The organism is Erwinia amylovora, assembly GCF_017161565.1.
Classification (GTDB): domain Bacteria; phylum Pseudomonadota; class Gammaproteobacteria; order Enterobacterales; family Enterobacteriaceae; genus Erwinia; species Erwinia amylovora.
On record NZ_CP066796.1, the window covers coordinates 1040281 to 1063274 of the forward strand.

The window sequence follows — 22994 nt, forward strand, 5'->3', positions numbered from 1 at the left end:
CTTAGTGAGGAATACGCAGCTTCTGACCTGGATAAATTTTATCCGGATGGCTTAGCATTGGCTTGTTAGCCTCGAAGATTTTGTTGTACTGACTGGCATCGCCATAAACGGATTGAGAAATGGCGCTCAGCGTATCACCTGATTTAACCGTGTAGTATTCAGACTCATTGGCGGCAGGGGCGCTGGTGGTGACTTTGTCATCAACGCTGCTGATGCCTTTCACATTGCCTGCTGCGACCAGGATTTTCTCTTTTTCTTCCTGGGTCAGACCGTCGCCGGTGACCACGGCTTTGTCGCCGTTGACTTCAATTTTTACTTTTTCAGCGCCCGGGATACCCTGCTTTTTCAGACTATCTTCAATGGCGGTACCCTGTGCGTGTGCATTTCCGGCAAACGCTTCCAGGATTTTTTCCCCTGCATCTTTAACAAAATCAAACAGTCCCATTTTTGACTCCTTTAAGTGAACCCCCGGATGGGGTATACAAAGCATAGACTTTTTTTCACAATTGTAGCGAGAAGCTCCACACCGGCTAAAGCCAGCCCGCGTGAATGATTTAGTTGTTAAACACTTCAGGGTACACTGGTGACCCTCTGCTGAAGAATCAGGACAGACTTATGCATTGCCCATTTTGTTCCACCGTGGATACTAAAGTGATCGACTCTCGGTTGGTGGGTGAGGGCACTTCCGTGCGCCGACGCCGTCAGTGTCTTGTTTGTCATGAACGCTTTACTACCTTTGAAGTGGCAGAACTGGTGATGCCACGGGTGGTCAAAAGCAATGATGTGCGTGAACCCTTTAATGAAGACAAGCTGCGCAGCGGATTGATGAAGGCGCTGGAGAAGCGTCCGGTTAGCTCGGACGCGGTGGAAAATGCCCTCAGCCATCTTAAAAGCCAGCTGCGTGCCACCGGTGAACGCGAAGTGGCCAGCAAATTAATCGGTAGCCTGGTGATGGATGAGCTGAAAAAGCTGGATAAAGTCGCCTACATCCGCTTTGCATCGGTATATCGCAGTTTCGAAGATATCCGCGAATTCGGCGAAGAGATCGCCCGCTTACAGGACTGACGACATGTGCGATGAAGCTTATATGGCCCGGGCGCTGGAACTGGCGCGCCGTGGCCGCTTTACCACCACGCCGAATCCGAATGTAGGTTGTGTGCTGGTGCGTGATGACCAGATCGTTGGTGAAGGTTACCATATGCGCGCCGGCGAGCCGCACGCTGAAGTACACGCGCTACGCATGGCAGGTGAGAAATCGCGTGGGGCTACCGCCTATGTGACGCTGGAGCCGTGTAGCCATCATGGCCGCACGCCGCCGTGCTGCGAGGCGCTGATTGCAGCCGGCGTCAAGCGGGTCGTCACCGCAATGCAGGACCCGAACCCACAGGTCGCCGGACGCGGGCTATATCGTTTGCAGCAGGCGGGTATTGAGGTCAGCCACGGGCTGATGATGCCGGAAGCGGAGGCGCTGAACCGGGGCTTTCTGAAACGCATGCGTACCGGTTTTCCCTGGGTACAGCTTAAGCTTGGAGCCTCCCTCGATGGGCGCACGGCGATGGCCAGCGGGGAAAGCCAGTGGATTACCTCTCCTGAAGCAAGACGCGATGTGCAAAGACTGCGTGCGCAAAGCTCGGCTATTCTCAGTACCAGCGCCACCGTGCTGGCAGATAATCCGGCGCTGACCGTACGTCACGATGAACTGGATCGCGCCAGTTTAGCAGACTATCCGGTCGATTTGCTGCGCCAGCCTGTGCGAGTCATCGTTGACAGCCAGAACCGCGTTACTCCACGGCACCGGCTGATTAGTCAGCCGGGGGAAACCTGGCTGGCGCGTACCGCCGGGGATGATCTGGACTGGCCGGATAACGTCAGTCAGCTGATGGTACCGCGTTATCAGGATCGCCTCGATCTGGTTGCGATGCTGATGCTGCTGGGCAGAAAACAGATTAACAGCCTCTGGGTGGAAGCCGGAGCGCAATTTGCCGGCGCATTACTCCAGGCTGGCGTGGTTGATGAACTGATCGTCTATCTGGCCCCCAAGCTGTTAGGCGATGCCGGGCGCGGCCTGTGCCAGCTGCCAGGGCTGGAAATGCTGGCTTCAGTACCGGTCTTCACCTTTAGCGATATTCGTCAGGTAGGGCCAGATATCAGGCTCACTTTGACCCCGTCATGACGGCTTGCGCAAAAACAAGCAGGCTTGCAAAGAGTATGATAGAATCCGCCCCCCTGCGGGGCCAAACAGAACCCTGGAAGGAAGATTATGAACGTTATTGAAGCTGCTGTTGCGACTCCTGATGCGCGCGTTGCTCTGGTTATTGCGCGTTTCAACAATTTTATCAACGACAGCCTGCTAAGCGGTGCCATCGATGCCCTGAAGCGTATTGGTCAGGTTAAAGATGAGAATATCACCGTGGTTTGGGTTCCGGGTGCTTACGAGCTGCCCGTAACTGCTCGTGCGCTGGCTAAAACCGGCAAGCATGATGCGGTTGTGGCACTGGGTACCGTGATCCGTGGCGGTACTGCCCACTTTGAATTCGTGGCTGGTGAAGCCAGTTCTGGCCTGGCCAGCGTTGCCATGCAAAGCGATATCCCGGTTGCCTTTGGCGTGCTGACGACGGAAAACATCGAACAGGCCATTGAACGCGCCGGAACCAAAGCGGGCAACAAGGGGGCTGAAGCAGCCCTGACCGCTCTGGAAATGATTAACGTATTGAAAGCCATTAAAGCCTGATTTAAGGGGAATTTCGTGAAACCTGCTGCTCGTCGCCGCGCCCGTGAATGTGCTGTTCAGGCACTCTACTCCTGGCAGATATCTAAAAATGACATCGCGGATGTTGAATACCAGTTTCTGGCGGAACAGGACGTTAAAGACGTCGATATTACCTATTTCCGTGAGCTGGTCGGCGGCGTTGCAACTCACAGTGCATACCTCGACGACCTGATGAAACCGTTCCTGTCGCGTCAGCTTGAAGAGCTGGGCCAGGTGGAAAAGGCCATCCTGCGTATTTCACTGTTTGAACTCAGCAAGCGTTCCGACGTGCCTTACAAGGTGGCTATTAATGAGGGGATCGAGCTGGCAAAAGTGTTCGGTGCTGAAGACAGTCATAAATTTGTCAACGGCGTGCTGGACAAAGCCGCTCCGCAGATCCGCCCTAACCGCAAATAATCCTCAGAGGCCGCTCAACCCGGCCTCATTTTTGACTCCCGGAATGCATTATGGCATGTGGCGAATTTGAACTGATTGCGCGCTATTTTAACCGTGCGTCATGCTCCCGTCGCGATGTGGAACAAGGCATCGGTGACGACTGTGCGCTACTCAGCGTGCCGGAAAAACAGACGCTGGCGATCAGTACCGACACGCTGGTTGAAGGCGTGCATTTCCTCCGTGATATCCATCCTGGCGATCTCGCCTATAAAGCGCTGGCCGTAAACCTCAGTGACCTGGCGGCAATGGGCGCAGATCCGGCGTGGCTGACGCTGGCTTTAACGCTGCCTGAAGTTAACGAAAGCTGGTTAAAGGCGTTCAGCGACAGCCTGTTTGAACTGTTGGATTACTATCATATGCAGCTGATCGGCGGCGATACCACACGCGGCCCGCTCAGCATGACGTTGGGTGTTCACGGGATGGTGCCGCAGGGCAGAGCGCTGAAGCGCAGCGGCGCACGCATTGGCGACTGGATTTATGTTACCGGTACGCTGGGTGACAGCGCCGCGGGCCTTGAACTGTTGCAGCATCGGGTGAAAATCAACGATCCGGTGGCTCATGAAGCCCTCATCAAGCGCCATTTACGCCCGATGCCGCGTGTTCTACAGGGGCAGGCGCTGCGTGATCTGGCCAGCTCCGCCATCGACCTGTCCGATGGACTTATCTCTGACCTTGGCCATATCCTGCAGGCCAGCGCCTGTGGTGCCCGTGTAAATCTTGATGCGCTGCCGCTGTCAGCAGTTATCCAGCAGCACTTTGCTGCGCAGCAGGCGTTAAGCTGGGCGCTAAGCGGCGGTGAGGATTACGAGCTGTGCTTCACGGTACCAGAGATCAACCGTGGCGCGCTGGACGTGGCGCTGGGATATCACGGCGTGCCCTATACCTGCATCGGCCAGATTGCACCGCAGTCTGACGGACTCACGCTGTGGCAAAACGACCAGCCGGTAGACAACAACCTTAAGGGGTTTGATCACTTTGCACAGCGCTAAGGATATGGCTAAAAGCCGCCTGAAAATGCGCAACCCGTGGCATTTACTGGCCACCGGGTTCGGCAGCGGTTTAAGCCCCTGGATGCCAGGCACGGCGGGATCGCTGGCGGCGATCCCATTCTGGTATCTGATGAGCTTTCTGCCACAGGACCTCTACTCGTTAGTGGTGCTGCTGGGCATCAGTATCGGGGTTTATCTCTGCCATCGTACGGCGAAAGATATGGGCGTGCACGATCACGGCAGTATCGTCTGGGATGAGTTTATCGGTATGTGGATTACGCTGATGGCCATCCCGGTCAACAGCTGGCAGTGGGTGCTGGCAGGATTTTTGCTGTTTCGCGTGCTGGATATCTGGAAACCCTGGCCGATCCGCTGGTTCGATCGCAACGTGCATGGCGGCATGGGCATTATGGTGGATGATATTATCGCAGGAATTATATCTGCCGTTATTCTTTACTGCGCCGGGCATAACTGGCCGCTTTAGTTTCCGGGTATAGCGGGTTCCCCCTGACAGACAGAAAGCCGGCTCCCCGAAAGGAGCCGGTTTTCTGTTATTGAGCCAGCCAGTTGGCGATCTGCTGCTTGATGCCGTCGGCATCCAGTTGATAATCGCTGCGGATCTCTTCCTGAGTCCCCTGGGGGATAAACTCATCCGGCAAGCCGATATTCAGCACCGGAACCGGTTTACGTTTCGCCATCAACAGTTCGTTAACGCCGCTGCCGGCACCGCCTTTAACAGCACCCTCTTCAAGGGTGACCAGTGCCTGGTGCTGTGACGCCAGCTCCAGCACCAGCGCCTCATCGAGCGGTTTGACAAAACGCATATCCACCAGAGTGGCATTGATAGCTTCCGCAGCCGCTGCCGCCTGGGGTAACAGCGTGCCAAAATTGAGGATCGCCAGTTGTTCTCCCCGACGCTTGATGACGCCTTTGCCTAACGGCAACGAGGCCAGTGCTTCAAGCGGCGCACCGGTGCCATTACCCCGCGGGTAGCGTACCGCACTTGGCCCACCTTCATGGTGATAGCCGGTATACAGCATCTGACGACATTCATTTTCATCACTTGGCGTCATAATAACGATGTTGGGGATGCAGCGCAGGAAAGCTATATCAAATGCTCCCTGGTGAGTCTGCCCGTCAGCGCCGACGATGCCGCCACGGTCGATGGCAAACAGCACCGACAGCTTTTGAATGGCGACATCATGGATCAGCTGATCGTAGGCGCGCTGCAGGAAAGTCGAGTAGATTGCCACCACCGGCTTATAGCCGCCGATGGCCAGCCCGGCGGCGAAGGTCACCGCATGCTGTTCGGCAATCGCCACATCGAAATATTGCCGGGGATAATCGCGTGAGAAACTGACCATCCCGGAGCCTTCACGCATGGCTGGCGTCACCGCCATCAGCCTGTCATCAACGGCGGCGGTTTCACTTAACCACTGTCCGAAAATTTTGGAATAGCTTGGCAGACCGTCAGCGCTTTTTGGCAACAGGCCGCTGGCCGGGTCAAACTTAGGGACCGCATGCCAGCTGATCGGGTCTTTTTCTGCCGGGGCGTAGCCCTTGCCCTTTTTCGTCATGACATGCAGGAACTGCGGGCCTTTCAGCGCCCGCATATTGCGCAGCGTATGCACCAGCGCCAAAACATCGTGACCGTCTACCGGACCGATGTAATTGAAGCCCAGCTCTTCAAAAAGCGTGCCCGGCACCACCATTCCTTTCAGGTGCTCTTCGGTGCGTTTAATCAGTTCTTTGATTGGCGGCAGGCCATCAAGGACCTTTTTGCCGCTTTCACGCAAACGCGAGTAGGTTTTACCAGACAAAATCTGGGCAAGTCGGTTATTTAACGCACCAACGTTTTCAGAGATCGACATTTCATTGTCATTCAGCACGACCAGCAGATCGGCCTTTATATCTCCGGCGTGATTCATCGCTTCAAACGCCATCCCCGCGGTGATCGCGCCATCGCCGATAACGCAGGCGGTACGGCGGCCTTGCGCTTCTTTACCGGCGGCAACCGCCAGGCCAAGCCCGGCACTGATCGAGGTTGATGAATGTCCTACATTGAGCACGTCGTATTCACTTTCCTCACGCCACGGGAACGGATGCAGCCCCTTTTTCTGACGAATAGTGCCTATGCGGTCACGTCGCCCGGTCAGAATTTTATGCGGGTAGGCCTGGTGGCCAACATCCCATACCAGATGATCAAATGGCGTGTTATAGACGTAGTGCAGGGCAACGGTGAGTTCCACGACGCCCAGTCCGGAAGCAAAATGACCGCTGGAGCGGCTTACGCTGCCGAGCAAATACTGCCGCAATTCGTTACAAAGTGCTGGCAGGCTCTCTTTGGGCAGCAAACGTAATTCTTGCACCGTACTTGCCTGAGCAAGCGTCGGGTATTTTGCAGATTCAAAACTCATCAGTGACTCATTTGGAGGTTATTTATCGCGTTCAATGACAAAGCTTGCCAGCGCCCGCAGCGCGGTCGTGTTGTATGACTGTGCAGCAAGCGTGTCTAACGCGTCGAGGGATTCTTGACAGAGATCCCATGCTTTTATCCGTGCATTGTCCAGTCCCATTAATGCCGGGTAGGTACTTTTGCCCAATTGTTGATCGGCACCCTGCTGTTTTCCCAGCACTTCGGTATCACCCGTCACATCCAGAATGTCATCCTGTACCTGGAATGCCAGGCCGATGGCATTGGCAAATCGGTCGAGGGCTGGTAGGGCAGCACGGCCGCTTTCTCCCGCCGTCAGGGCGCCAAGCCTTACCGCAGAGCGGATCAGCGCGCCGGTCTTATGCCTGTGGATCTGCTCAAGTTCGTTCAAAGTCACTTTTTTGCCTTCCGCGGCAAGATCCAATGCCTGACCGCCGCACATGCCAGCCACTCCGCTGGCCTGAGCCAGTTCAGACAGCATAGCAATACGGCTTTCTGCCATCACGCCGGGCATTGGGGCGTCAGCAAGAATTGAGAAGGCCAGCGTCTGCAGCGCATCTCCTGCCAGAATGGCGGACTCCTCACCAAACTTAATATGGCAGGTGGGCTGGCCGCGACGAAGGCTGTCATTATCCATAGCGGGCAAATCGTCATGGATGAGAGAGTATGCATGGATACACTCGATTGCTGCCGCCGGTGCATCCAGCGCGGCATCGTCCGCCCGCAGCATGTCGCCCGTAGCATATACCAGGAAAGGGCGTAGGCGTTTACCGCCCAATAGTGCGCCATACTCCATCGCGTTTACCAGAGGAGAACTCTGAAAAGGCAGTTGTGAAATAAACCCCTGAAGCGCTGCGTTCACCCGCTGATAGTGACTGATGAGTAATAAGTTAAAATCCATTATTCATTTTCCGGCGTGAAAGGCGTCAGATCGGCGTTTTTGTCTTCGCTCAGTAAAATTTGTACCCGTTGCTCTGCCTGTTGCAGCGTTTGTTGCCCGGCTCGCGCCAGCTGCACGCCGCGCTCAAATTCAGTCAGCGCTTCTTCAAGCGCAAGATCGCCGCTTTCAAGGCGGCTGACGATGTGCTCCAGCTGTTGCAGGGAGGTTTCGAAACTGACAGGCTGTTGAATTTTTTTCGGCATATCTAATCCTGACTGTGCATGTTCATCAGCGAATGCCCATGGTAGCCGACTCTAAATGATTAGCAAAACATCCCCTGCAAATTTAATGTTGGCAGGGACGAACGTATTGGCGGCAGATGAAGCAGCAGCCGCCAGACAAAGGTGGTATACTCGCCGCGGATGCAAAGGGCGCAGGCCAGTTTGCGATACTCTGATTTTAACAGTTAAGTGATCCTTCATCAGCACTTAATTGCCCAACGAATACATGCCGCCATGAAGTTTATCATTAAGTTATTCCCTGAAATTACGATCAAAAGCCAGTCGGTACGGCTGCGTTTTATTAAAATCCTGACCGGTAATATTCGCAACGTTCTCAAGCCCTTTGATGAAACCCTCGCTGTGGTACGCCACTGGGACAATATCGAAGTGCGTGCCAAAGACGAAAGCCAGCGTGCTGCTATTGTGGCAGAGCTGACGCGCATTCCGGGCATACATCATGTGCTGGCAGTGGAAGATCGCGCTTACACCGACGTGCATCATATTTTTGAGCAAACTCTCGAAATGAACCGCGAACGTATTGAAGGCAAGACTTTCTGCGTGCGTGTGAAGCGCCGAGGCAAGCATGAGTTCAGTTCACAGGATGTGGAACGCTACGTTGGCGGTGGCCTTAATCAGCATGTTGCCAGCGCTCAGGTGCAACTCAACCGCCCACAGGTAACGGTCAATCTGGAGATCGACGACGATCGCCTGATTCTGGTCACCGCCCGTTATGAAGGCATCGGCGGTTATCCTATCGGCACACAGGAAGATGTTCTGTCGCTGATTTCCGGTGGTTTTGACTCAGGCGTTTCCAGCTATATGCTGATGCGCCGTGGCTGCCGCGTGCACTATTGCTTCTTTAATCTCGGCGGCGCGGCCCATGAGATCGGCGTGCGCCAGGTTGCGCACTATTTGTGGAAGCGTTATGGCAGTACCCATCGCGTGCGCTTTGTGGCGATCAACTTTGAGCCAGTGGTCGGTGAGATCCTGGAAAAAGTGGATGATGGCCAGATGGGCGTGGTGCTGAAGCGTATGATGGTGCGTGCGGCTTCACAAATTGCCGAGCGCTACGGCGTACAGGCACTGGTAACCGGTGAAGCGCTGGGCCAGGTCTCCAGCCAGACGCTGACAAATCTGCGCCTGATCGATAATGCCAGCGATACGCTGATCCTGCGTCCGCTGATTTCCCATGATAAAGAGCACATTATCAAGCTGGCACGTGAAATCGGCACGGAAGATTTTGCGCGTACCATGCCGGAATACTGCGGCGTTATTTCAAAAAGCCCGACGGTCAAAGCGGTAAAGGCGAAGATCGAGCAGGAAGAGCAGCACTTCGATTTCGCCATCCTTGACCGGGTGGTTACGGAGGCAACCAACGTTGATATTCGTGAAATCGCCGAGAAGACCGAAGAGGAAGTGGTAGAAGTCGAGACCGTTGCCTCGTTTTCAGACCAGGATGTGATACTGGACATTCGTTCGGCCGACGAGCAGGAAGCGCGTCCACTGGAGCTGGATGGCGTGCTGGTGAAATCGTTACCATTCTATAAGCTGGCAACGCAATTTGGCGACCTCGACCAGAGCAAAAGCTGGCTACTGTACTGTGAACGCGGCGTGATGAGCCGCTTGCAGGCGCTGTATTTGCACGAACAGGGCTTTAAGAACGTGAAAGTGTACCGTCCCTAGGCTATCCTGCTTACTTGCCATCTCGTGCCCGGGCAGTGCTCGTCATCTTCAGGTACTTTTGTACGCTGCGGCGACTGCGTACTGGCCGGACGCGAACGGGCTATGCTGCCGACGCCGTCCGGCAGCAAACCCCGCCAAAATCAGTCGCGGTAATCGTAAATCCCGGCAGCCACCACCAGTTGCGCGGCTACTTCACGCGCCGCTTCTTTTCCAAGCAGCAGGTCAATGAGCTTCAGGGCAAAATCGATTGCAGTCCCTGGCCCCTGACTGGTGAGCAGATTGACCCGGCGATCCCATACCACGCGTTTATCCATCCATTTCTCTTGCGGAATTTTCTCTTTTAACCCCGGATAGCCGGTCATATTTCCCACCGGGAACAGATTATGCGGTATCAGTACGGCGGCGGCGGCGGCGCAGATTGCGGCAACGATGCGCCCTGACTGATTGAAGTGACGTATGGTTTCCACCAGCAGCGGGCTGTCGTGGAAGCATTCCGCTCCTTTCAGGCCACCAGGCAGAACGAGGGCGGCAAAATCGTCATCGGCGACTTCCACCAGCGGCGCATCGGCCAACAGCCGAACTCCGCGTGAACAGATAATCTCACAGTTACCATCGTCAGCAACGCTGGCGGTGACGACTTTCAGCCCGGCGCGCACCAGTAAATCGATGGTGGTGACGGCCTCGGTTTCTTCACTCCCAGGTGCCAGGCAAACCAGAACCGATGGTTTCTCGGTCATAATCATGTTCCTTTCGCTTGATGAATTCAAAAAGTCGGCTGTTATTGGGCGTGCTCAACCCCTGTGCGCGTGCGCGCCGAATAACATAGCCGTTGATATAGTCGATTTCGGTGCGGCGCTGCGCCCGAACATCCTGCAGCATTGAGGAGGTATTAGCGGCGGTGGTGCTAATCACTTCAAGCACATAATCGATCAGCCATTCACGCGATATATGCTGACCTTCACGCTCCATCACTGCTGCCACTTCATCGCTCAGGGATTCAATCTCCTGACGGTATTCAGCCAGCTCGCCGTTGGTACAGTTATAGAATACCGTCAACGGGTTGATGATGCAGTTTACCGCCAGTTTTTGCCATGCGGCGGAAGCCACGTTATTGTGCCAGGCCACATCCGGTAAAGCGCGGTGCAAAACCTCTGCCAGATCGCTCAGTTCCGCGTCCCCGGTGGTGGTGGGGCCAATATGGGTAATCCCCGAGGCGACATGAATAATTACCGTGCCATCCCGTTTTGCTGCGTGGGTCGTGACGCCGCGTAATAATGGCTGACGCAGGTTTTTCAACTCGTCAAGCGTCCCCATACCGTTATGCAGCAGCAGAATTGGGCAGCGTTCAGGCAAAATAAATTGCAGATTTCTCACTGACTCAGAGACTTGCCACGCTTTCAGCGTAACGATCAATAACTCACTTTCGGCGAGAAATACCGGGTCATTAGCGATAAAGGTCTTATTGATGTTTCCGCCATGCAGGTCGATGACATTCACCGAACAATATGGCTGCGGTACCCGCAGCCAGCCCTGAACTTCATGCCCCTGCCGTTCAAGCGCAGCCAGCCAGATCTGCCCCAGGGCGCCACATCCAAGTACGGTAATTTTCATTGTTCCTCCCCACATGCGGGTTGCTTGACCAGCTTCGCGCATGCCTGCCTGTTATTATAGCTTTCAGCGCCGATGGTTTTATTTACCAGCGGCAAGCAGGTATTATGCCTGTCACTTTAGTATCAGGAGAATAGATCATGCCATCTTTCGATATTGTTTCTGAAATTGATATGCAGGAAGTGCGTAACGCGGTAGACAATGCTAATCGTGAAATATCCACCCGCTTCGATTTTCGTGGTGTTCAGGCCAGTTTCGAACTGAATGAAAAAAATGAGTCGATCAAGGTCTCCAGTGAATCGGATTTTCAGGTGAAGCAGCTGGTGGATATTCTGCGTGAAAAGCTATTGAAACGTGGGATAGAAGGTGGAGCACTGGAGGTTCCGGAACAGATTGAGCATAGCGGTAAAAGCTGGAGCGTGGATGCTAAAATGAAGAAAGGCATCGAAACGGATATCGCTAAAAAGCTGGTTAAGCTGATTAAAGACAGCAAGCTGAAAGTGCAGTCGCAGATTCAGGGAGATGAAGTTCGCGTTACCGGTAAATCACGCGACGATCTGCAAGGTGCGATGGCGCTGGTGCGTAAGGGCGAATTAGGGCAGCCGTTCCAGTTTAAGAACTTCCGCGATTAATGTTGTTGAGTTGGCTACCGCACTCATCCTGACATAATGTGCGTATGTCAGGATGTTTTTTGCAGAAAGAGCGTGGTTAACCCGCAATCAGTTTCTCAAGCTCGGCGCGGCTGGTAACCTTGCTGTCAATTTTGACGTAGGCACTCTGCTCTTCAGGCACGATAAATACCTCTGACACGCCATTATGTGCTTTCAGCCGCTGTTCCAGGCTCGATTTATCCAGGCCGCAATGTTCAAGCGTTAGGCGCAGACTGCTGACGTAGGGCGGTTCCTTCATGCTCAGGCTCAGCAACAGCCAGCCTACTGCTATCAGTGCACCAAGCAGGAATACACTCTGCGCATCGAGGTGGTCAAACACCCACCCGCCCATGCTGCCACCAATTGCCACACCGACAAACTGGCTGGTTGAATACAGGCCCATTGCTGTCCCCTTATAACCCGGAGGCGACTCTTTACTGACCAGTGACGGCAGTATCGCCTCCATCAGGTTAAAACCAATAAAGAACAGCTGAACGCCCAGCACCAGCGTCCAGAAATGATTACCCGATCCCCACAAGATGATTTCAGCGACCAGCATCAGGGCGACACAGCCAACAAACACCCGTTTCATCCGGCGTTTAACTTCTGCGTAGATAATAAATGGCAGCACGGCAGCGAAAGCAACCAGCATGGTACAAAGATAAATCTTCCAGTGCCCACTGGCGGGGAATCCGGCTTGTTCAAACTGGCCGGGCAGGGCCACAAAGCTCGACATCAGCAGAATATGCAGACAGAGAATGCCAATATTTAACTTTACAAGGCGGCCATTGGCAAGAACATCACCAATGCTGCCCTTCACGATCCCCGATTCCCGATTAAGGATATGGGTTGACGCCGAGGGGACAATCAGCAGCGTAATGACGATACCGCAAACCGCGAGCAGGGCGATCATCCAGAACAGCGCATGCAGGCCAAGCGCGTTAGTGACTACTGGCCCCAGTACCATGGCAATGGCGAAGGTAATGCCGAAGCTGATACCGATAAACGCCATCGCTTTAGTTCGGTTCTGCTCACGAGTCAGGTCGGACAGCAGGGCCATTACGGCGGCGGCAATGGCACCTGAACCCTGCAACGCGCGCCCAAGGATCACTCCCCAGATGGAGGTTGTCATCGCCGCGATGACGCTACCGATGGCAAAGATCAACAGGCCACCGATAATCAGTGGCTTACGTCCAATACGATCGGAAAGAAGCCCGAAAGGGATTTGGAATACTGCCTGGGCTAAACCATATATGCCGATGGCCAGTCCAATGAGTGTTTCACTTGCTCCCTGTAATGCCATGCCATAAGTGGTCAGGACGGGTAAAACCATAAACATTCCCAGCATGCGCAGGGAAAAAACCGTCCCCAAACCCCAGGTTGCGCGCAGCTCAACTGAAGTCATTTTATTATCGTTCATGACTACCTCAATGCTTTTAGTCTTTCTATTTTATGTGTCAGGGCAGGGTGGGTAAAATATTAATTTTTAAGCATTTATGACAAGAAGAAAGGGCGCGAAATCGCGCCCTTAGCAGTGATATGGCCTGCTGTTAACCAACGTAAGTGAGCAGGTCTTTTGAGGCTGGCGTCATAAAATCAACCGACATCATGACGCTTAGCGCGGTAATGGCCACGATGGAAAACACGAACAGTTTACGCGCCCAGACACGGTCATTCTGGGTTTTATAACCTGAAAGCGCCATTCCCAACCACCAGACGCTAACCGCAGACGCTACTACCAGATATTTGTAGCCAGCATAACCCACTAAAGTCAGCATCAGCGTGGCAACCATAAACGCGATGATATACACAGTGATATGGTTTTTGGCTACCGAAATACCTTTTACCACCGGCAGAACCGGAATGTTGGCTGCCTGGTAATCTTTGAAGCGGAAGATAGCAATCGCATAAGAATGCGGCATCTGCCACAGGCTAAAGATAGCCAGCAGGATCAATGCGCCCGCATCGAACTGACCGGAAACGGCACAGTAGCCAATAACCGGCGGTGCGGCTCCAGAGAGGCTACCAATCAGCGTGCCATAGACGGAGTTGCGTTTCATGTACAGGCTGTAAATGCCGACATAAACCACAAACCCCATCACCGCCAGCCACATCGCCAGCGGGTTTGCTCCGAAATACAACAGCGCGAAGCCAGCAATACCCAACACGGTTGCATAAACCAGGCTTAATTTCGGAGAGATGAGGCCTTTAACCAGCACCCGATTCTTGGTTCTCTCCATTTTTTTGTCGATGTCGCGGTCGATGAAGTTGTTGTAAACACAACCCGATGCGACCACCAGAGATACACCGACTAAAGTGGCGAGAAACAGGGAATAGTCAATGCTGCCTTTAGAAGCCAGCAGGAATCCCCCGATTACAGAAATTAAATTCCCGAAGATAATTCCTGGTTTTGTCAATTGCAGGTATTGCTTAATCATCACAGTAGCTCGGTTAATGGCTCATCATGTTGTAGTTGAGGTTCCACATGATCCACAACGAGCCAACAACAACAATCAGGATGATAAGTGCTGCAAACACGATAGCAATCAGGTTCCAGCCCCCTTCAGACTTACTGTCCAGGTGCAGGAAGTAAACCAGATGCACCAGCACCTGGACAACTGCACACACCAGAACGACAGCGAGGATAGTGGCTTTAGAAGCACCACCGTCCATGACCATCCAGAATGGGATACCGGTCAAAATGATCGACAGGATGAAGCCGATCATATAAGACTTCACGCTACCATGAGAAGCGCCATGTTCAGTTGCAGGATGGCTCATTACATCACCCCCATCAGGTAAACAATGGTGAATACGCAGATCCACACCACGTCCAGGAAGTGCCAGAACAGGCTCAGACACATAATACGCGTACGGTTAGTGTCGTTCAGACCCCGTTTAGCCACCTGGTACATCAGCACCAGCATCCAAATCAACCCGGAGGTTACATGCAGGCCGTGAGTACCCACCAGCGTAAAGAAGCCGGAAAGGAAACCGCTGCGGTCAGGACCGAAGCCTTCGGCAATCAGGTGATGGAATTCATAGATTTCCATGCCGATGAAGCCCAGACCAAACAGGAAGGTCAATGCCAGCCAGCCAATGACCGCCCCTTTATGGCCTTTGTTCATGTTGATGACGGCAAAACCATAGGTTATGGAGCTCAACAGAAGCAGGGCGGTTTCTACCAGTACGAACGGCAGTTCAAAAATATCTTTACCTGCCGGGCCACCTGCCGTGTTGTTTACCATAACACCATAGGTGGCAAACAGCGTTGCGAAAATAATGCAGTCGCTCATCAGGTAGATCCAGAAGCCGAATACTTTGTTGGCTCCTGCATCGTGATGCCCATGCTCCGCATGGGCGTCGTGGTGTTTAGTCAGAGTTTCAGTCGACATTTTTCAGTCCTGCTTTGCTAATTTCGTCAAAGTGCTGATTCTCGATTTTTTCGATCTCGGCAACAGGAACGTAGTAATCCACGTCTTCGTCAAAGCTCTTGACGATCCAGGACACAATCATGCCGAGGAATGACAGGCCTACCAGCCACCAGATGTGCCAGATTGCCGCAAAACCGAAGATCAGGCTGAAGAAAGCGATTACCACACCAGCACCGCTGTTTTTCGGCATGTGAATTTCAGCATAGTGAGCCGGGCGTTTGTAAGCTTCACCTTTTTCCTTCATTTCCCAGAACGCATCACGTTCGTGCACTTCAGGAACAATGGCAAAGTTATAAAACGGCGGTGGTGAAGAGGTTGCCCACTCCAGAGTACGTGCACCCCACGGGTCACCGGTCAGGTCACGGTTCTGTTCACGGTCACGTACCGATACATAGAACTGAATCACCTGACAAGCAACACCACAGGCGATTAAAGCGGCACCGCATGCTGCAACGACCAGCATAGGATGGAACTGCGGGTCGATATCCTGGCTAAGACGACGCGTCATACCCATAAAGCCCAGTACGTACAGCGGCATAAAGGCGACGAAGAAGCCGATGATCCAGAACCAGAATGCACGGATACCCCAAGTTTCATTCAGCGTGAAGCCGAATGCTTTCGGGAACCAGTAGGTCACACCGGCAAAGCAACCGAACACCACACCACCGATAATCACGTTGTGGAAGTGAGCAATCAGGAACAGGCTGTTGTGCAGCACGAAGTCAGCACCCGGCACGGCCAGCAGAACCCCGGTCATACCACCTACTGAGAAGGTGACCAGAAAGCCAACGGTCCACAGCATCGCAGAGTGCATCTGAATGCGCCCCTGGTACATGGTGAACAGCCAGTTGAAGATTTTAACACCGGTCGGAATGGCAATGATCATCGTCATAATACCGAAGAAGGCGTTAACGTTCGCTCCCGCACCCATGGTGAAGAAGTGGTGCAGCCACACGATAAAGGACAGGATGGTAATCACCACCGTTGCCCAAACCAGTGAGGTGTAACCAAACAGACGCTTTTTAGAGAAAGTAGCAACCACTTCAGAGAACACACCGAACACCGGCAGAACCAGAATGTACACTTCCGGATGACCCCAAACCCAAATCAGGTTGACGTACATCATCATGTTGCCGCCCATATCATTGGTAAAGAAATGGAAACCAAGATAACGGTCGAGGGTCAGCAGCGCCAGGGTCACGGTCAGAACCGGGAATGAGGCGATGATCAGCACGTTGGTACACAGGGAAGCCCAGGTGAATACCGGCATTTTGAACATGGTCATGCCAGGTGCACGCATCTTCATAATGGTCACGAAGAAGTTAATACCTGTCAGGGTGGTACCAATCCCGGAAAGTTGCAGGCTCCATATCCAGTAGTCGACGCCGACCCCCGGACTGTATTCTGCCCCGGACAGTGGCGGATAAGCCAGCCAACCGGTTTGCGCGAACTCGCCCACGCCCAGTGAAAGGTTAACCAGCACCACACCGACAGCGGTGAACCAGAAGCTGAGGTTGTTCAGGAACGGGAAGGCCACGTCGCGTGCGCCAATCTGCAACGGAACAGCAATGTTCATCAGACCAACGACAAACGGCATCGCTACGAAAAAGATCATGATCACGCCGTGGGCGGTGAAGATCTGGTCGTAGTGGTGAGGAGGCAGAAATCCGGCTTCGCCCGCAGAGGCAAGCACCTGCTGACTACGCATCAATATTGCATCGGCAAAGCCGCGCAGCAGCATGACAAATGCCATGATGATGTACATGATGCCGAGTCTTTTGTGGTCAACTGACGTTAGCCACTCGGCCCACAGGTATTTCCATTTGCCGAAGTAAGTCAGCGCTGCGGCGATGGCAAGACCGCCTAGAATGATGGCAGCAACCGTTACCACGATAATGGGTTCGTGGTAAGGGATGGCATCCAGGGTTAATTTTCCTAACATCGTATTATTCCTCGGCTCCCGCGTGAGCGGTGTTGCTCATATCCATGCCTTCATGGCCTTTACCGTGAGACATTTCCATGCTTCCGCCGTGGTTCATCTGGAACTGGCCAATGATATCTTTGAACAGTTCAGGTTTCACACTTGAGAAGAATTCCACCGGGTGATTTTCGCTGGGCGCAGCCAGCTTGGTAAAATCATCCATTGTCATGAGGGTATCTGGAGACTGTTTTGCTTTTGCAACCCACTGGTCAAAAGTTGCTTCGTCAGGAGTAGCAATCGCTTTAAATTTCATACCAGAGAATCCGCTACCACTGAAGCTGGAAGAGATACCGTCGAAGGTTCCGGCTTCATTCGCAATGAGATGCAGTTTCGTCTGAATGCCCGCCATAGCGTAAATCTGGCTACCGAGGGTTGGGATAAAGAAGGAGTTCATGACGGAGTTCGAGGTAATCTTGAAGCTCACAGGGCGGTTAGCCGGGAAAGCAATCTGGTTAACGGTGGCAATACCCTGTTCCGGGTAAATGAACAACCATTTCCAGTCAAGTGACACGACTTCGATCTCGACAGGTTTAGCATCAGATGCCAGTGGCTTACTTGGTTCCAGAGCGTGGGTTGATTTCCACGTCAGAATGCCAAGGAAAACAATGATTAAGATGGGTACAGTCCATACTACGGCTTCCACTTTATTCGAGTGTGACCAGTTTGGGCTGTATTTCGCGTTAGCGTTAGAAGCCCGATACTTCCAGGCAAACACTACGGCCATCAAGACTGCTGGAATAACAACGATCATCATCAGGCCGAAAGCCGTCAGAATCAGCGAGCGTTGTTCCAATGCAATCTGTCCTTTGGGATTCAATAACGCACTATCACAACCACTTAGCAAAACCATGCTTGCGATTAATGACAAAATCCCCAAACTTTTATTGTATTTACTGAGTCTCATTTAACGACCTCAATGACAAGGGCTCTATTGTCGTTTAAGTGTGGCGGCATTTTACGGGAAGGTTTCTGTACTGTAAACCTGCAACAGGTTGTGTCAGCAGCGCGTTGACTCCTTTTGCAAACGCTGTCACAACTGTTGCCGGAGGTGACAAAATATGAATGCTGGCAAAGGGTTGGCGCTAATATAACAAAATCTGATTTAAATAACCTTGCAAAAATTGTATCAGCTATAACCAGTCAAATAATGCACCAATTATTTAACATAAATTTATCATGTTGGCGTTTATATTTAACCTTAACCGATAACTAATCGGTCATTTATAATGCAAAGTAAGATGATTAATGATACACCGACTGGAAAAAAAACCGCAAAAATTGCTCAAAAATAAATTCTGCCAATAAGTTAAGAGTGGGCGTCAAGGTGATATCTGAACGTGATTGACTCTGAACGCAATAAAGCCAATTGGTTAAGCCAGCCCCCGGCAATGGCTGGCTTAGCCATCGCTTTTACAGAAGGTTTTACACTATGTTATTGACGAATCACGATTTTTGCGTGTTGTAAAGTAATCCAGCGACGTACCCAGGACGATGGCACCCAGCAGCAATAAAATGCCGATTTCAAATAGCACGTTGCTAAATCCGCTAACCGCTAACCATCCCAACGCTTCCAGCACCAGTAACAGTAGCCAGCCAGCGAGCAGCACGCTACCGCATAGCAGTGCGCGCAGCGCCCAGCGATAGCCCGATAGCCAGGTGCTACGCGGCGGAAAATCGCCATGATTTTGCGCATATTCCAGCGTAGATTTACATCCCGCCAGCAATAGCAGGCCCGGTAATGCTGCCACCACGGTGAAAGCATAAAAGGTCGACCAACCCCAACTTTGAACAAACCAGCCTGCGACCGGCCCAACATAAACGCGCCCAACCGCAGAAAGTGCAGAAAGCAGGGCAAACTGCGTGGCGGAATACGATCGGTTGCATAAGGTCATTAACAACGCCACAAAGGCGGCAGTACCCATACCGCCACACAGATTTTCGACGGCAACGGCGGTAGCCATATTGAACAGGTTTTTGTCGGTCACCGACAGCAGCCAGTAGCCAAGATTGGAAACCGCCTGCAAAATGCCAAACAGCATCAGCGCACGAAACAGGCTAAGGCGTTGCATTAACAACCCGCCAGCCAGAGCACCAATAATTGTCGCCACCAGCCCCAGAGTTTTGTTGACCAGTCCGACGTCACCTGCATTAAATCCAACGCCGCGGATAAGAAAAATGGTATTCAGGCTGGCCGCGAAAGCGTCACCCAGCTTGTACAGCACAATCAGCGACAGGATCAGCCAGGCATTATTACGATGGAAGAAGTCGCCCAGCGGGGCAAATACAGCCTCCTCCAGCGAACGCGGCCGCGCCATGGCATCTTCTGGTTCTCTCGCCAGCAGTGTGGCGATAATTCCGGGCAGCATCATCGCGGCCATCAGCCACCAGATTGCCTGCCAGCCAAGAAAACGATCGGCCAACCATAACGCCAGCCCCCCGGAAACCAACATCGCCAGGCGGTATCCCAGAACGCTTATTGCTGCACCGCTACCTCGTTCTGCCACCGTAAGTACGTCAGTTTTCCACGCATCAAATACAATATCCTGAGATGCCGAACAGAATGCTATCAGCACAGCCAGCGACGCCAGTAAGGTCAAATCGTGAGACGGCTGCATAAAGCCCATCAGCGCAATACCGGCCGTTAATAATAGTTGTGTAACAAGCAACCAGCCACGCCTGCGGCCCAGAAACGGCAACGTGTAACGATCCATCAACGGTGACCAGATAAACTTGAAGACGTATGCCTGGCCGACCAGGGAAAAGAAGCCGATAGTTCTGATGTCGACATTCTCGACTGCCATCCATGCCTGCAATGTGCCTGAAGTCAGAGCCAGCGGAAGGCCGGAAGAAAAACCGAGTAATAACAGAAGGGCGCTGTTACGCCGCGTAAAAATCTGCAAATATTGATTGGACATACGAACCTTAAATCAGGCCCGGCTTCCTGCCGGGCCGGAGAGGATTAACGCGCGTTTTGTTTAATAAATTCAGTCACGCTGGTGTCCTGTGCCATATCGGCTATCACATCGCCTAAGGCGTTGTTAACAACCTGAGTGATTTTGTCGTTGGTTGCGGAAAACGCGCCTTCAACGCTGTTAGTCTGACGATAGTTCTTCACCTGCTTACTGCCATTTTTGGCGGTGGCGATGATTGAAATATCCGCTTTAGTGGTAATGCTGTAACGGACGTTGCCCTGTGTAACGTCGGCATAAAGGTTATTCACGACGATTTGCAGGTCAACCGCACCGGCAGGCCCGACCATATAACCGCGTGCTGTCATCTGTTTTTCCAGGGTTTCCTGCAGCAGGAAACGCAGATCGCGTGAAGGCGTAAGCGTCACCAACTGACCATCGCGATTGACTTTGGCCAGTGCCTGATCGCTGCGCCTGTCGGCACCATTAATGCTGACAGTGGTAGCCATAAGGGCGGGATCACGCTGTGGCAACTGAATTTTCGGTGAAACATCAAGCGTATTGCTGTTACTTGCACAGCCAGCCAGAACAAATACAGCCAGCAGAGGGAAGATGATTTTTTTTAACATGCTTTTTTCTCGATTGCGTGAAAAGTATTGCTGATAAAACTGCGGCCATCATATCATTGCCTGCCAGCAGAGGAACCCCTGTAGCGCGTAAATTCATTGCGCTGCCATCGGCGGTTTGACTCCAATACCGGCGCTATGTTGCAACGGATTCATTCACTTTTCGCCGTGCGCTGATTAAACGTGTTACATATAGTCAGTTTTATCTGAAAACGACTACGATTTACAGGGATAGAGAGTTGATCGCTGCATCAGAGGAGTCCTGTTATGGTCCGTGAAGAAATAGAAGATAAGTTACGTACGGCGTTTTCTCCGGTGCATCTTGAGGTGCAAGACGAAAGCTATCGTCACAACGTGCCTGCGGGGGCGGAAAGTCATTTTAAGGTGGTTATCGTTAGCGAAAGCTTTAACGATCATCGTCTGCTTTCCCGGCACCGTGCTATTTACGCCGTGTTGGCTGAAGAACTGGCAGGCAGCGTGCACGCGCTGGCCCTGCACAGTTACACGCTAAAAGAGTGGGAAGCATTGCAGGATACGGTGCCGGCATCGCCCAACTGCCGTGGTGCCGGCATCCTGTCTTAACATACGCTAAACGCGTTGACGAAGAACGTTATCATCAGTCTGGCCACCTGTTTTTGAGGTGGCCTTTTGTTGATTAAGCTTAAATACAATGGTCGGTAGCGAAATATTACGTTTTGATGACAAAAATGTAAGAAGTTGCGCGGTTCGAGTCATCGTGATGCCTCGACTCGTCAGGATGTTGCCGCTATAATGCTGCGTCTATTTTTCCGCTATGTCTTCGGGACGCTTTTGTTAACAGGGAATGTGGTTCTGGCATCAGAAGCCGTCCCGGTTGTTAGATGCACCTTGAGAATAAAGACAGGGTGCGTCTGAAGTTGACCGAGCACGTGATTTTTTGAGGTAATAAGATGCAAGTTTCAGTAGAAACAACTCAGGGCCTGGGCCGTCGCGTAACGATTACCGTTGATAAAGATGTGATCGAAAACGCGGTGAAAAATGAGCTGGTCAGCGTAGCTAAGAAAGTACGTATCGACGGTTTCCGTAAAGGTAAAGTGCCGATGACCGTTGTGGCGCAGCGTTACGGTGCATCCGTTCGCCAGGACGTTCTGGGCGATCTGATGCAGCGCAACTTTGTTGATGCGATCATCAAAGAAAAAATTAATCCGGCTGGCGCGCCTCAGTATGTGCCAGGCGAATATAAAATCGGTGAAGACTTCACTTTCTCTGCCGAGTTTGAAGTTTACCCTGAAGTCGAGCTGCAGGGGCTGGATGCCATCGAAGTTGAAAAACCGGTTGTGGAAGTGACAGAAGCTGACGTTGATACCATGCTGGATACGCTGCGCAAGCAGCAGGCCACCTGGAAAGAAACCGATGCAGCAGCGACTGCTGAAGACCGCGCTACCATCGACTTTACCGGCTCCGTAGACGGTGAAGAGTTCGAAGGCGGCAAAGCGTCCGACTTTGTGCTGGCGATGGGCCAGGGTCGCATGATCCCAGGCTTTGAAGAAGGCGTTGTCGGTCACAAAGCAGGGGAAACGTTCACCATCGACGTTAACTTCCCGGAAGATTACCACGCTGAAAATCTGAAAGGTAAAGCAGCGAAGTTTGACATCGTGCTGAAGAAAGTTGAAGAACGCGAACTGCCAGAGCTCACTGAAGAGTTCATCAAGCGTTTCGGCGTTGAAGCGGGTTCTCTGGATGGTCTGCGTGCAGAAGTGCGTAAGAACATGCAGCGTGAACTGAAAGGTGCCGTACGTAACCGCGTGAAGACTCAGGCAATCGATGGGCTGGTGAAAGCCAATGACATCGACGTTCCTGCGGCTCTGGTTGACGGTGAGATCGATGTTCTCAAACGTCAGGCAGCACAGCGCTTCGGTGGTGATGAGAAACAGGCTCTTGAACTACCTCGTGAGCTGTTCGAAGAGCAGGCTAAGCGTCGTGTCGTGGTTGGCCTGCTGCTGGGCGAAGTGATTCGTACCCACGAGCTTAAAGCTGACGAAGACCGCGTTAAAGCGCTGATCGAAGAGATGGCTTCCGCATATGAAGATCCGTCAGAAGTGATCGAGTTCTACAGCAAAAACACCGAGCTGATGAACAATATGCGTAACGTCGCGCTTGAAGAGCAGGCTGTTGAAGCCGTGTTGGAAAAAGCGAAAGTGACCGAAAAAGCGACAAATTTCCAGGAACTAATGAACCAGACCGCGACGGCCTGATCTCAGACTTTCTGGTGATGATAAAAGCCCGCAACTATCCGGTTGCGGGCTTTTGCTTGTCTATAGCACGGCCAGCGAGC

At 52.6% G+C, this 22994-nt stretch carries 24 protein-coding genes; 10 read left to right on the forward strand and 14 right to left on the reverse strand.

The genetic code is table 11. From position 1 onward, the window contains the following. Window position 1: 1 nt before the first annotated feature. Window positions 2-445, reverse strand: coding sequence for a peptidoglycan-binding protein LysM (gene lysM / locus JGC47_RS04785; protein ID WP_004156260.1), 444 nt, complete (start codon window positions 443-445; stop codon window positions 2-4). A 170-nt stretch (window positions 446-615) separates the two neighbouring features. On the opposite strand from lysM, the gene nrdR reads away from it, so the two are divergent. The 6 genes from nrdR (at window position 616) to pgpA (ending at window position 4678) form a co-directional block, all read left to right on the forward strand. Next, window positions 616-1065, forward strand: a complete 450-nt coding sequence (nrdR, locus tag JGC47_RS04790; RefSeq protein ID WP_004156263.1) for a transcriptional regulator NrdR — start codon at window positions 616-618, stop codon at window positions 1063-1065. A 4-nt stretch (window positions 1066-1069) separates the two neighbouring features. After that, window positions 1070-2173 carry a bifunctional diaminohydroxyphosphoribosylaminopyrimidine deaminase/5-amino-6-(5-phosphoribosylamino)uracil reductase RibD gene (gene ribD / locus JGC47_RS04795; protein WP_004156265.1) on the forward strand — a complete coding sequence of 368 codons (1104 nt, stop codon included), beginning with the start codon at window positions 1070-1072 and terminating at the stop codon, window positions 2171-2173. Window positions 2174-2260: 87 nt separating this feature from the next. Further along, on the forward strand, window positions 2261-2731 hold the full coding sequence (gene ribH / locus JGC47_RS04800; RefSeq protein WP_004156266.1) for a 6,7-dimethyl-8-ribityllumazine synthase: 471 nt from the start codon (window positions 2261-2263) through the stop codon (window positions 2729-2731). Between the two features lie 15 nt (window positions 2732-2746). Continuing rightward, window positions 2747-3166, forward strand: coding sequence for a transcription antitermination factor NusB (gene nusB / locus JGC47_RS04805; protein ID WP_004156267.1), 420 nt, complete (start codon window positions 2747-2749; stop codon window positions 3164-3166). A 50-nt stretch (window positions 3167-3216) separates the two neighbouring features. Next, the gene (thiL, locus tag JGC47_RS04810; protein ID WP_004156268.1) at window positions 3217-4194 is read left to right on the forward strand and encodes a thiamine-phosphate kinase; all 978 of its coding nucleotides are present in this window, start codon (window positions 3217-3219) and stop codon (window positions 4192-4194) included. A gap of 4 nt (window positions 4195-4198) precedes the next feature. After that, window positions 4199-4678, forward strand: a complete 480-nt coding sequence (gene pgpA, locus JGC47_RS04815; protein WP_013034849.1) for a phosphatidylglycerophosphatase A — start codon at window positions 4199-4201, stop codon at window positions 4676-4678. Window positions 4679-4745: 67 nt separating this feature from the next. Here the strand turns inward: pgpA and dxs are convergent, their stop codons facing one another. Genes dxs through xseB form a run of 3 tightly spaced genes read right to left on the reverse strand, consistent with a single transcriptional unit; the run spans window position 4746 to window position 7771 of the window. Continuing rightward, window positions 4746-6611 carry a 1-deoxy-D-xylulose-5-phosphate synthase gene (gene dxs / locus JGC47_RS04820; protein WP_004156270.1) on the reverse strand — a complete coding sequence of 622 codons (1866 nt, stop codon included), beginning with the start codon at window positions 6609-6611 and terminating at the stop codon, window positions 4746-4748. An 18-nt stretch (window positions 6612-6629) separates the two neighbouring features. Continuing rightward, window positions 6630-7529, reverse strand: a complete 900-nt coding sequence (gene ispA / locus JGC47_RS04825) for a (2E,6E)-farnesyl diphosphate synthase (protein WP_004156272.1) — start codon at window positions 7527-7529, stop codon at window positions 6630-6632. Continuing rightward, on the reverse strand, window positions 7529-7771 hold the full coding sequence (gene xseB, locus JGC47_RS04830) for an exodeoxyribonuclease VII small subunit (protein ID WP_004156273.1): 243 nt from the start codon (window positions 7769-7771) through the stop codon (window positions 7529-7531). Before xseB ends, ispA begins: the two co-directional genes overlap by 1 nt. A gap of 252 nt (window positions 7772-8023) precedes the next feature. Between xseB and thiI the strand changes: the two genes are divergently transcribed. Beyond that, the gene (gene thiI, locus JGC47_RS04835; RefSeq protein ID WP_004156274.1) at window positions 8024-9472 is read left to right on the forward strand and encodes a tRNA uracil 4-sulfurtransferase ThiI; all 1449 of its coding nucleotides are present in this window, start codon (window positions 8024-8026) and stop codon (window positions 9470-9472) included. 140 nt (window positions 9473-9612) lie between these two features. Here thiI and yajL read toward each other — a convergent pair whose 3' ends face one another. Together yajL and panE are read right to left on the reverse strand one after the other, a co-directional pair. Continuing rightward, the gene (yajL, locus tag JGC47_RS04840; protein ID WP_004156277.1) at window positions 9613-10209 is read right to left on the reverse strand and encodes a protein deglycase YajL; all 597 of its coding nucleotides are present in this window, start codon (window positions 10207-10209) and stop codon (window positions 9613-9615) included. Next, window positions 10163-11083, reverse strand: a complete 921-nt coding sequence (gene panE, locus JGC47_RS04845; RefSeq protein WP_004156279.1) for a 2-dehydropantoate 2-reductase — start codon at window positions 11081-11083, stop codon at window positions 10163-10165. Before panE ends, yajL begins: the two co-directional genes overlap by 47 nt. Before the next feature lie 137 nt (window positions 11084-11220). Between panE and JGC47_RS04850 the strand changes: the two genes are divergently transcribed. Beyond that, window positions 11221-11712 (forward strand): YajQ family cyclic di-GMP-binding protein, encoded by a 492-nt coding sequence (locus JGC47_RS04850; RefSeq protein ID WP_004156283.1) that lies wholly within the window; start codon window positions 11221-11223, stop codon window positions 11710-11712. Window positions 11713-11788: 76 nt separating this feature from the next. On the opposite strand, the gene JGC47_RS04855 is transcribed toward JGC47_RS04850, so the two are convergent. The 8 genes from JGC47_RS04855 to JGC47_RS04890 form a co-directional block, all read right to left on the reverse strand. Further along, on the reverse strand, window positions 11789-13150 hold the full coding sequence (locus JGC47_RS04855; protein WP_004156285.1) for an MFS transporter: 1362 nt from the start codon (window positions 13148-13150) through the stop codon (window positions 11789-11791). A gap of 130 nt (window positions 13151-13280) precedes the next feature. Next, a complete protein-coding gene (gene cyoE, locus JGC47_RS04860) occupies window positions 13281-14168 on the reverse strand; it encodes a heme o synthase (protein ID WP_004156286.1) in 888 nt (295 codons plus the stop codon). 13 nt (window positions 14169-14181) lie between these two features. Beyond that, window positions 14182-14511: a cytochrome o ubiquinol oxidase subunit IV gene (locus JGC47_RS04865; protein WP_004156287.1), complete on the reverse strand. Its 330-nt coding sequence runs from the start codon at window positions 14509-14511 to the stop codon at window positions 14182-14184. Next, window positions 14511-15125: a cytochrome o ubiquinol oxidase subunit III gene (locus JGC47_RS04870; protein ID WP_004156288.1), complete on the reverse strand. Its 615-nt coding sequence runs from the start codon at window positions 15123-15125 to the stop codon at window positions 14511-14513. The genes JGC47_RS04865 and JGC47_RS04870 overlap by 1 nt, the downstream gene beginning before the upstream one ends. After that, window positions 15115-17106 (reverse strand): cytochrome o ubiquinol oxidase subunit I, encoded by a 1992-nt coding sequence (gene cyoB, locus JGC47_RS04875; RefSeq protein WP_004156289.1) that lies wholly within the window; start codon window positions 17104-17106, stop codon window positions 15115-15117. The genes JGC47_RS04870 and cyoB overlap by 11 nt, the downstream gene beginning before the upstream one ends. A 4-nt stretch (window positions 17107-17110) precedes the next feature. Further along, window positions 17111-18049 (reverse strand): cytochrome o ubiquinol oxidase subunit II, encoded by a 939-nt coding sequence (cyoA, locus tag JGC47_RS04880; RefSeq protein WP_004164042.1) that lies wholly within the window; start codon window positions 18047-18049, stop codon window positions 17111-17113. Window positions 18050-18572: 523 nt separating this feature from the next. Further along, on the reverse strand, window positions 18573-20060 hold the full coding sequence (gene ampG, locus JGC47_RS04885; protein ID WP_004156291.1) for a muropeptide MFS transporter AmpG: 1488 nt from the start codon (window positions 20058-20060) through the stop codon (window positions 18573-18575). A gap of 44 nt (window positions 20061-20104) precedes the next feature. Next, complete coding sequence (locus tag JGC47_RS04890) at window positions 20105-20683, reverse strand: lipoprotein (RefSeq protein ID WP_004156292.1); 579 nt, start codon at window positions 20681-20683, stop codon at window positions 20105-20107. A 264-nt stretch (window positions 20684-20947) separates the two neighbouring features. Between JGC47_RS04890 and bolA the strand changes: the two genes are divergently transcribed. Continuing rightward, the gene (gene bolA / locus JGC47_RS04895) at window positions 20948-21262 is read left to right on the forward strand and encodes a transcriptional regulator BolA (RefSeq protein ID WP_004156294.1); all 315 of its coding nucleotides are present in this window, start codon (window positions 20948-20950) and stop codon (window positions 21260-21262) included. Window positions 21263-21609: 347 nt separating this feature from the next. Further along, window positions 21610-22914, forward strand: coding sequence for a trigger factor (gene tig / locus JGC47_RS04900; RefSeq protein ID WP_004156296.1), 1305 nt, complete (start codon window positions 21610-21612; stop codon window positions 22912-22914). The last annotated feature ends 80 nt before the right edge of the window (window positions 22915-22994 follow it).

Excerpts from the sequence above, each read along its gene's own strand:
- JGC47_RS04850 (WP_004156283.1), top strand. The coding sequence starts at position 11,221 with ATGCCATCTTTCGATATTGTTTCTGAAATTGATATGCAGGAAGTGCGT.
- cyoE (WP_004156286.1), bottom strand. The coding sequence starts at position 14,168 with ATGATTAAGCAATACCTGCAATTGACAAAACCAGGAATTATCTTCGGG.
- cyoB (WP_004156289.1), bottom strand. The coding sequence starts at position 17,106 with ATGTTAGGAAAATTAACCCTGGATGCCATCCCTTACCACGAACCCATT.
- thiI (WP_004156274.1), top strand. The coding sequence starts at position 8,024 with ATGAAGTTTATCATTAAGTTATTCCCTGAAATTACGATCAAAAGCCAG.
- JGC47_RS04855 (WP_004156285.1), bottom strand. The coding sequence starts at position 13,150 with ATGAACGATAATAAAATGACTTCAGTTGAGCTGCGCGCAACCTGGGGT.
- ispA (WP_004156272.1), bottom strand. The coding sequence starts at position 7,529 with ATGGATTTTAACTTATTACTCATCAGTCACTATCAGCGGGTGAACGCA.
- JGC47_RS04870 (WP_004156288.1), bottom strand. The coding sequence starts at position 15,125 with ATGTCGACTGAAACTCTGACTAAACACCACGACGCCCATGCGGAGCAT.
- ribD (WP_004156265.1), top strand. The coding sequence starts at position 1,070 with ATGTGCGATGAAGCTTATATGGCCCGGGCGCTGGAACTGGCGCGCCGT.
- panE (WP_004156279.1), bottom strand. The coding sequence starts at position 11,083 with ATGAAAATTACCGTACTTGGATGTGGCGCCCTGGGGCAGATCTGGCTG.
- tig (WP_004156296.1), top strand. The coding sequence starts at position 21,610 with ATGCAAGTTTCAGTAGAAACAACTCAGGGCCTGGGCCGTCGCGTAACG.
- dxs (WP_004156270.1), bottom strand. The coding sequence starts at position 6,611 with ATGAGTTTTGAATCTGCAAAATACCCGACGCTTGCTCAGGCAAGTACG.
- JGC47_RS04890 (WP_004156292.1), bottom strand. The coding sequence starts at position 20,683 with ATGTTAAAAAAAATCATCTTCCCTCTGCTGGCTGTATTTGTTCTGGCT.
- ampG (WP_004156291.1), bottom strand. The coding sequence starts at position 20,060 with ATGTCCAATCAATATTTGCAGATTTTTACGCGGCGTAACAGCGCCCTT.
- xseB (WP_004156273.1), bottom strand. The coding sequence starts at position 7,771 with ATGCCGAAAAAAATTCAACAGCCTGTCAGTTTCGAAACCTCCCTGCAA.
- nrdR (WP_004156263.1), top strand. The coding sequence starts at position 616 with ATGCATTGCCCATTTTGTTCCACCGTGGATACTAAAGTGATCGACTCT.
- thiL (WP_004156268.1), top strand. The coding sequence starts at position 3,217 with ATGGCATGTGGCGAATTTGAACTGATTGCGCGCTATTTTAACCGTGCG.
- bolA (WP_004156294.1), top strand. The coding sequence starts at position 20,948 with ATGGTCCGTGAAGAAATAGAAGATAAGTTACGTACGGCGTTTTCTCCG.
- JGC47_RS04865 (WP_004156287.1), bottom strand. The coding sequence starts at position 14,511 with ATGAGCCATCCTGCAACTGAACATGGCGCTTCTCATGGTAGCGTGAAG.
- yajL (WP_004156277.1), bottom strand. The coding sequence starts at position 10,209 with ATGACCGAGAAACCATCGGTTCTGGTTTGCCTGGCACCTGGGAGTGAA.
- pgpA (WP_013034849.1), top strand. The coding sequence starts at position 4,199 with ATGGCTAAAAGCCGCCTGAAAATGCGCAACCCGTGGCATTTACTGGCC.
- ribH (WP_004156266.1), top strand. The coding sequence starts at position 2,261 with ATGAACGTTATTGAAGCTGCTGTTGCGACTCCTGATGCGCGCGTTGCT.
- lysM (WP_004156260.1), bottom strand. The coding sequence starts at position 445 with ATGGGACTGTTTGATTTTGTTAAAGATGCAGGGGAAAAAATCCTGGAA.
- cyoA (WP_004164042.1), bottom strand. The coding sequence starts at position 18,049 with ATGAGACTCAGTAAATACAATAAAAGTTTGGGGATTTTGTCATTAATC.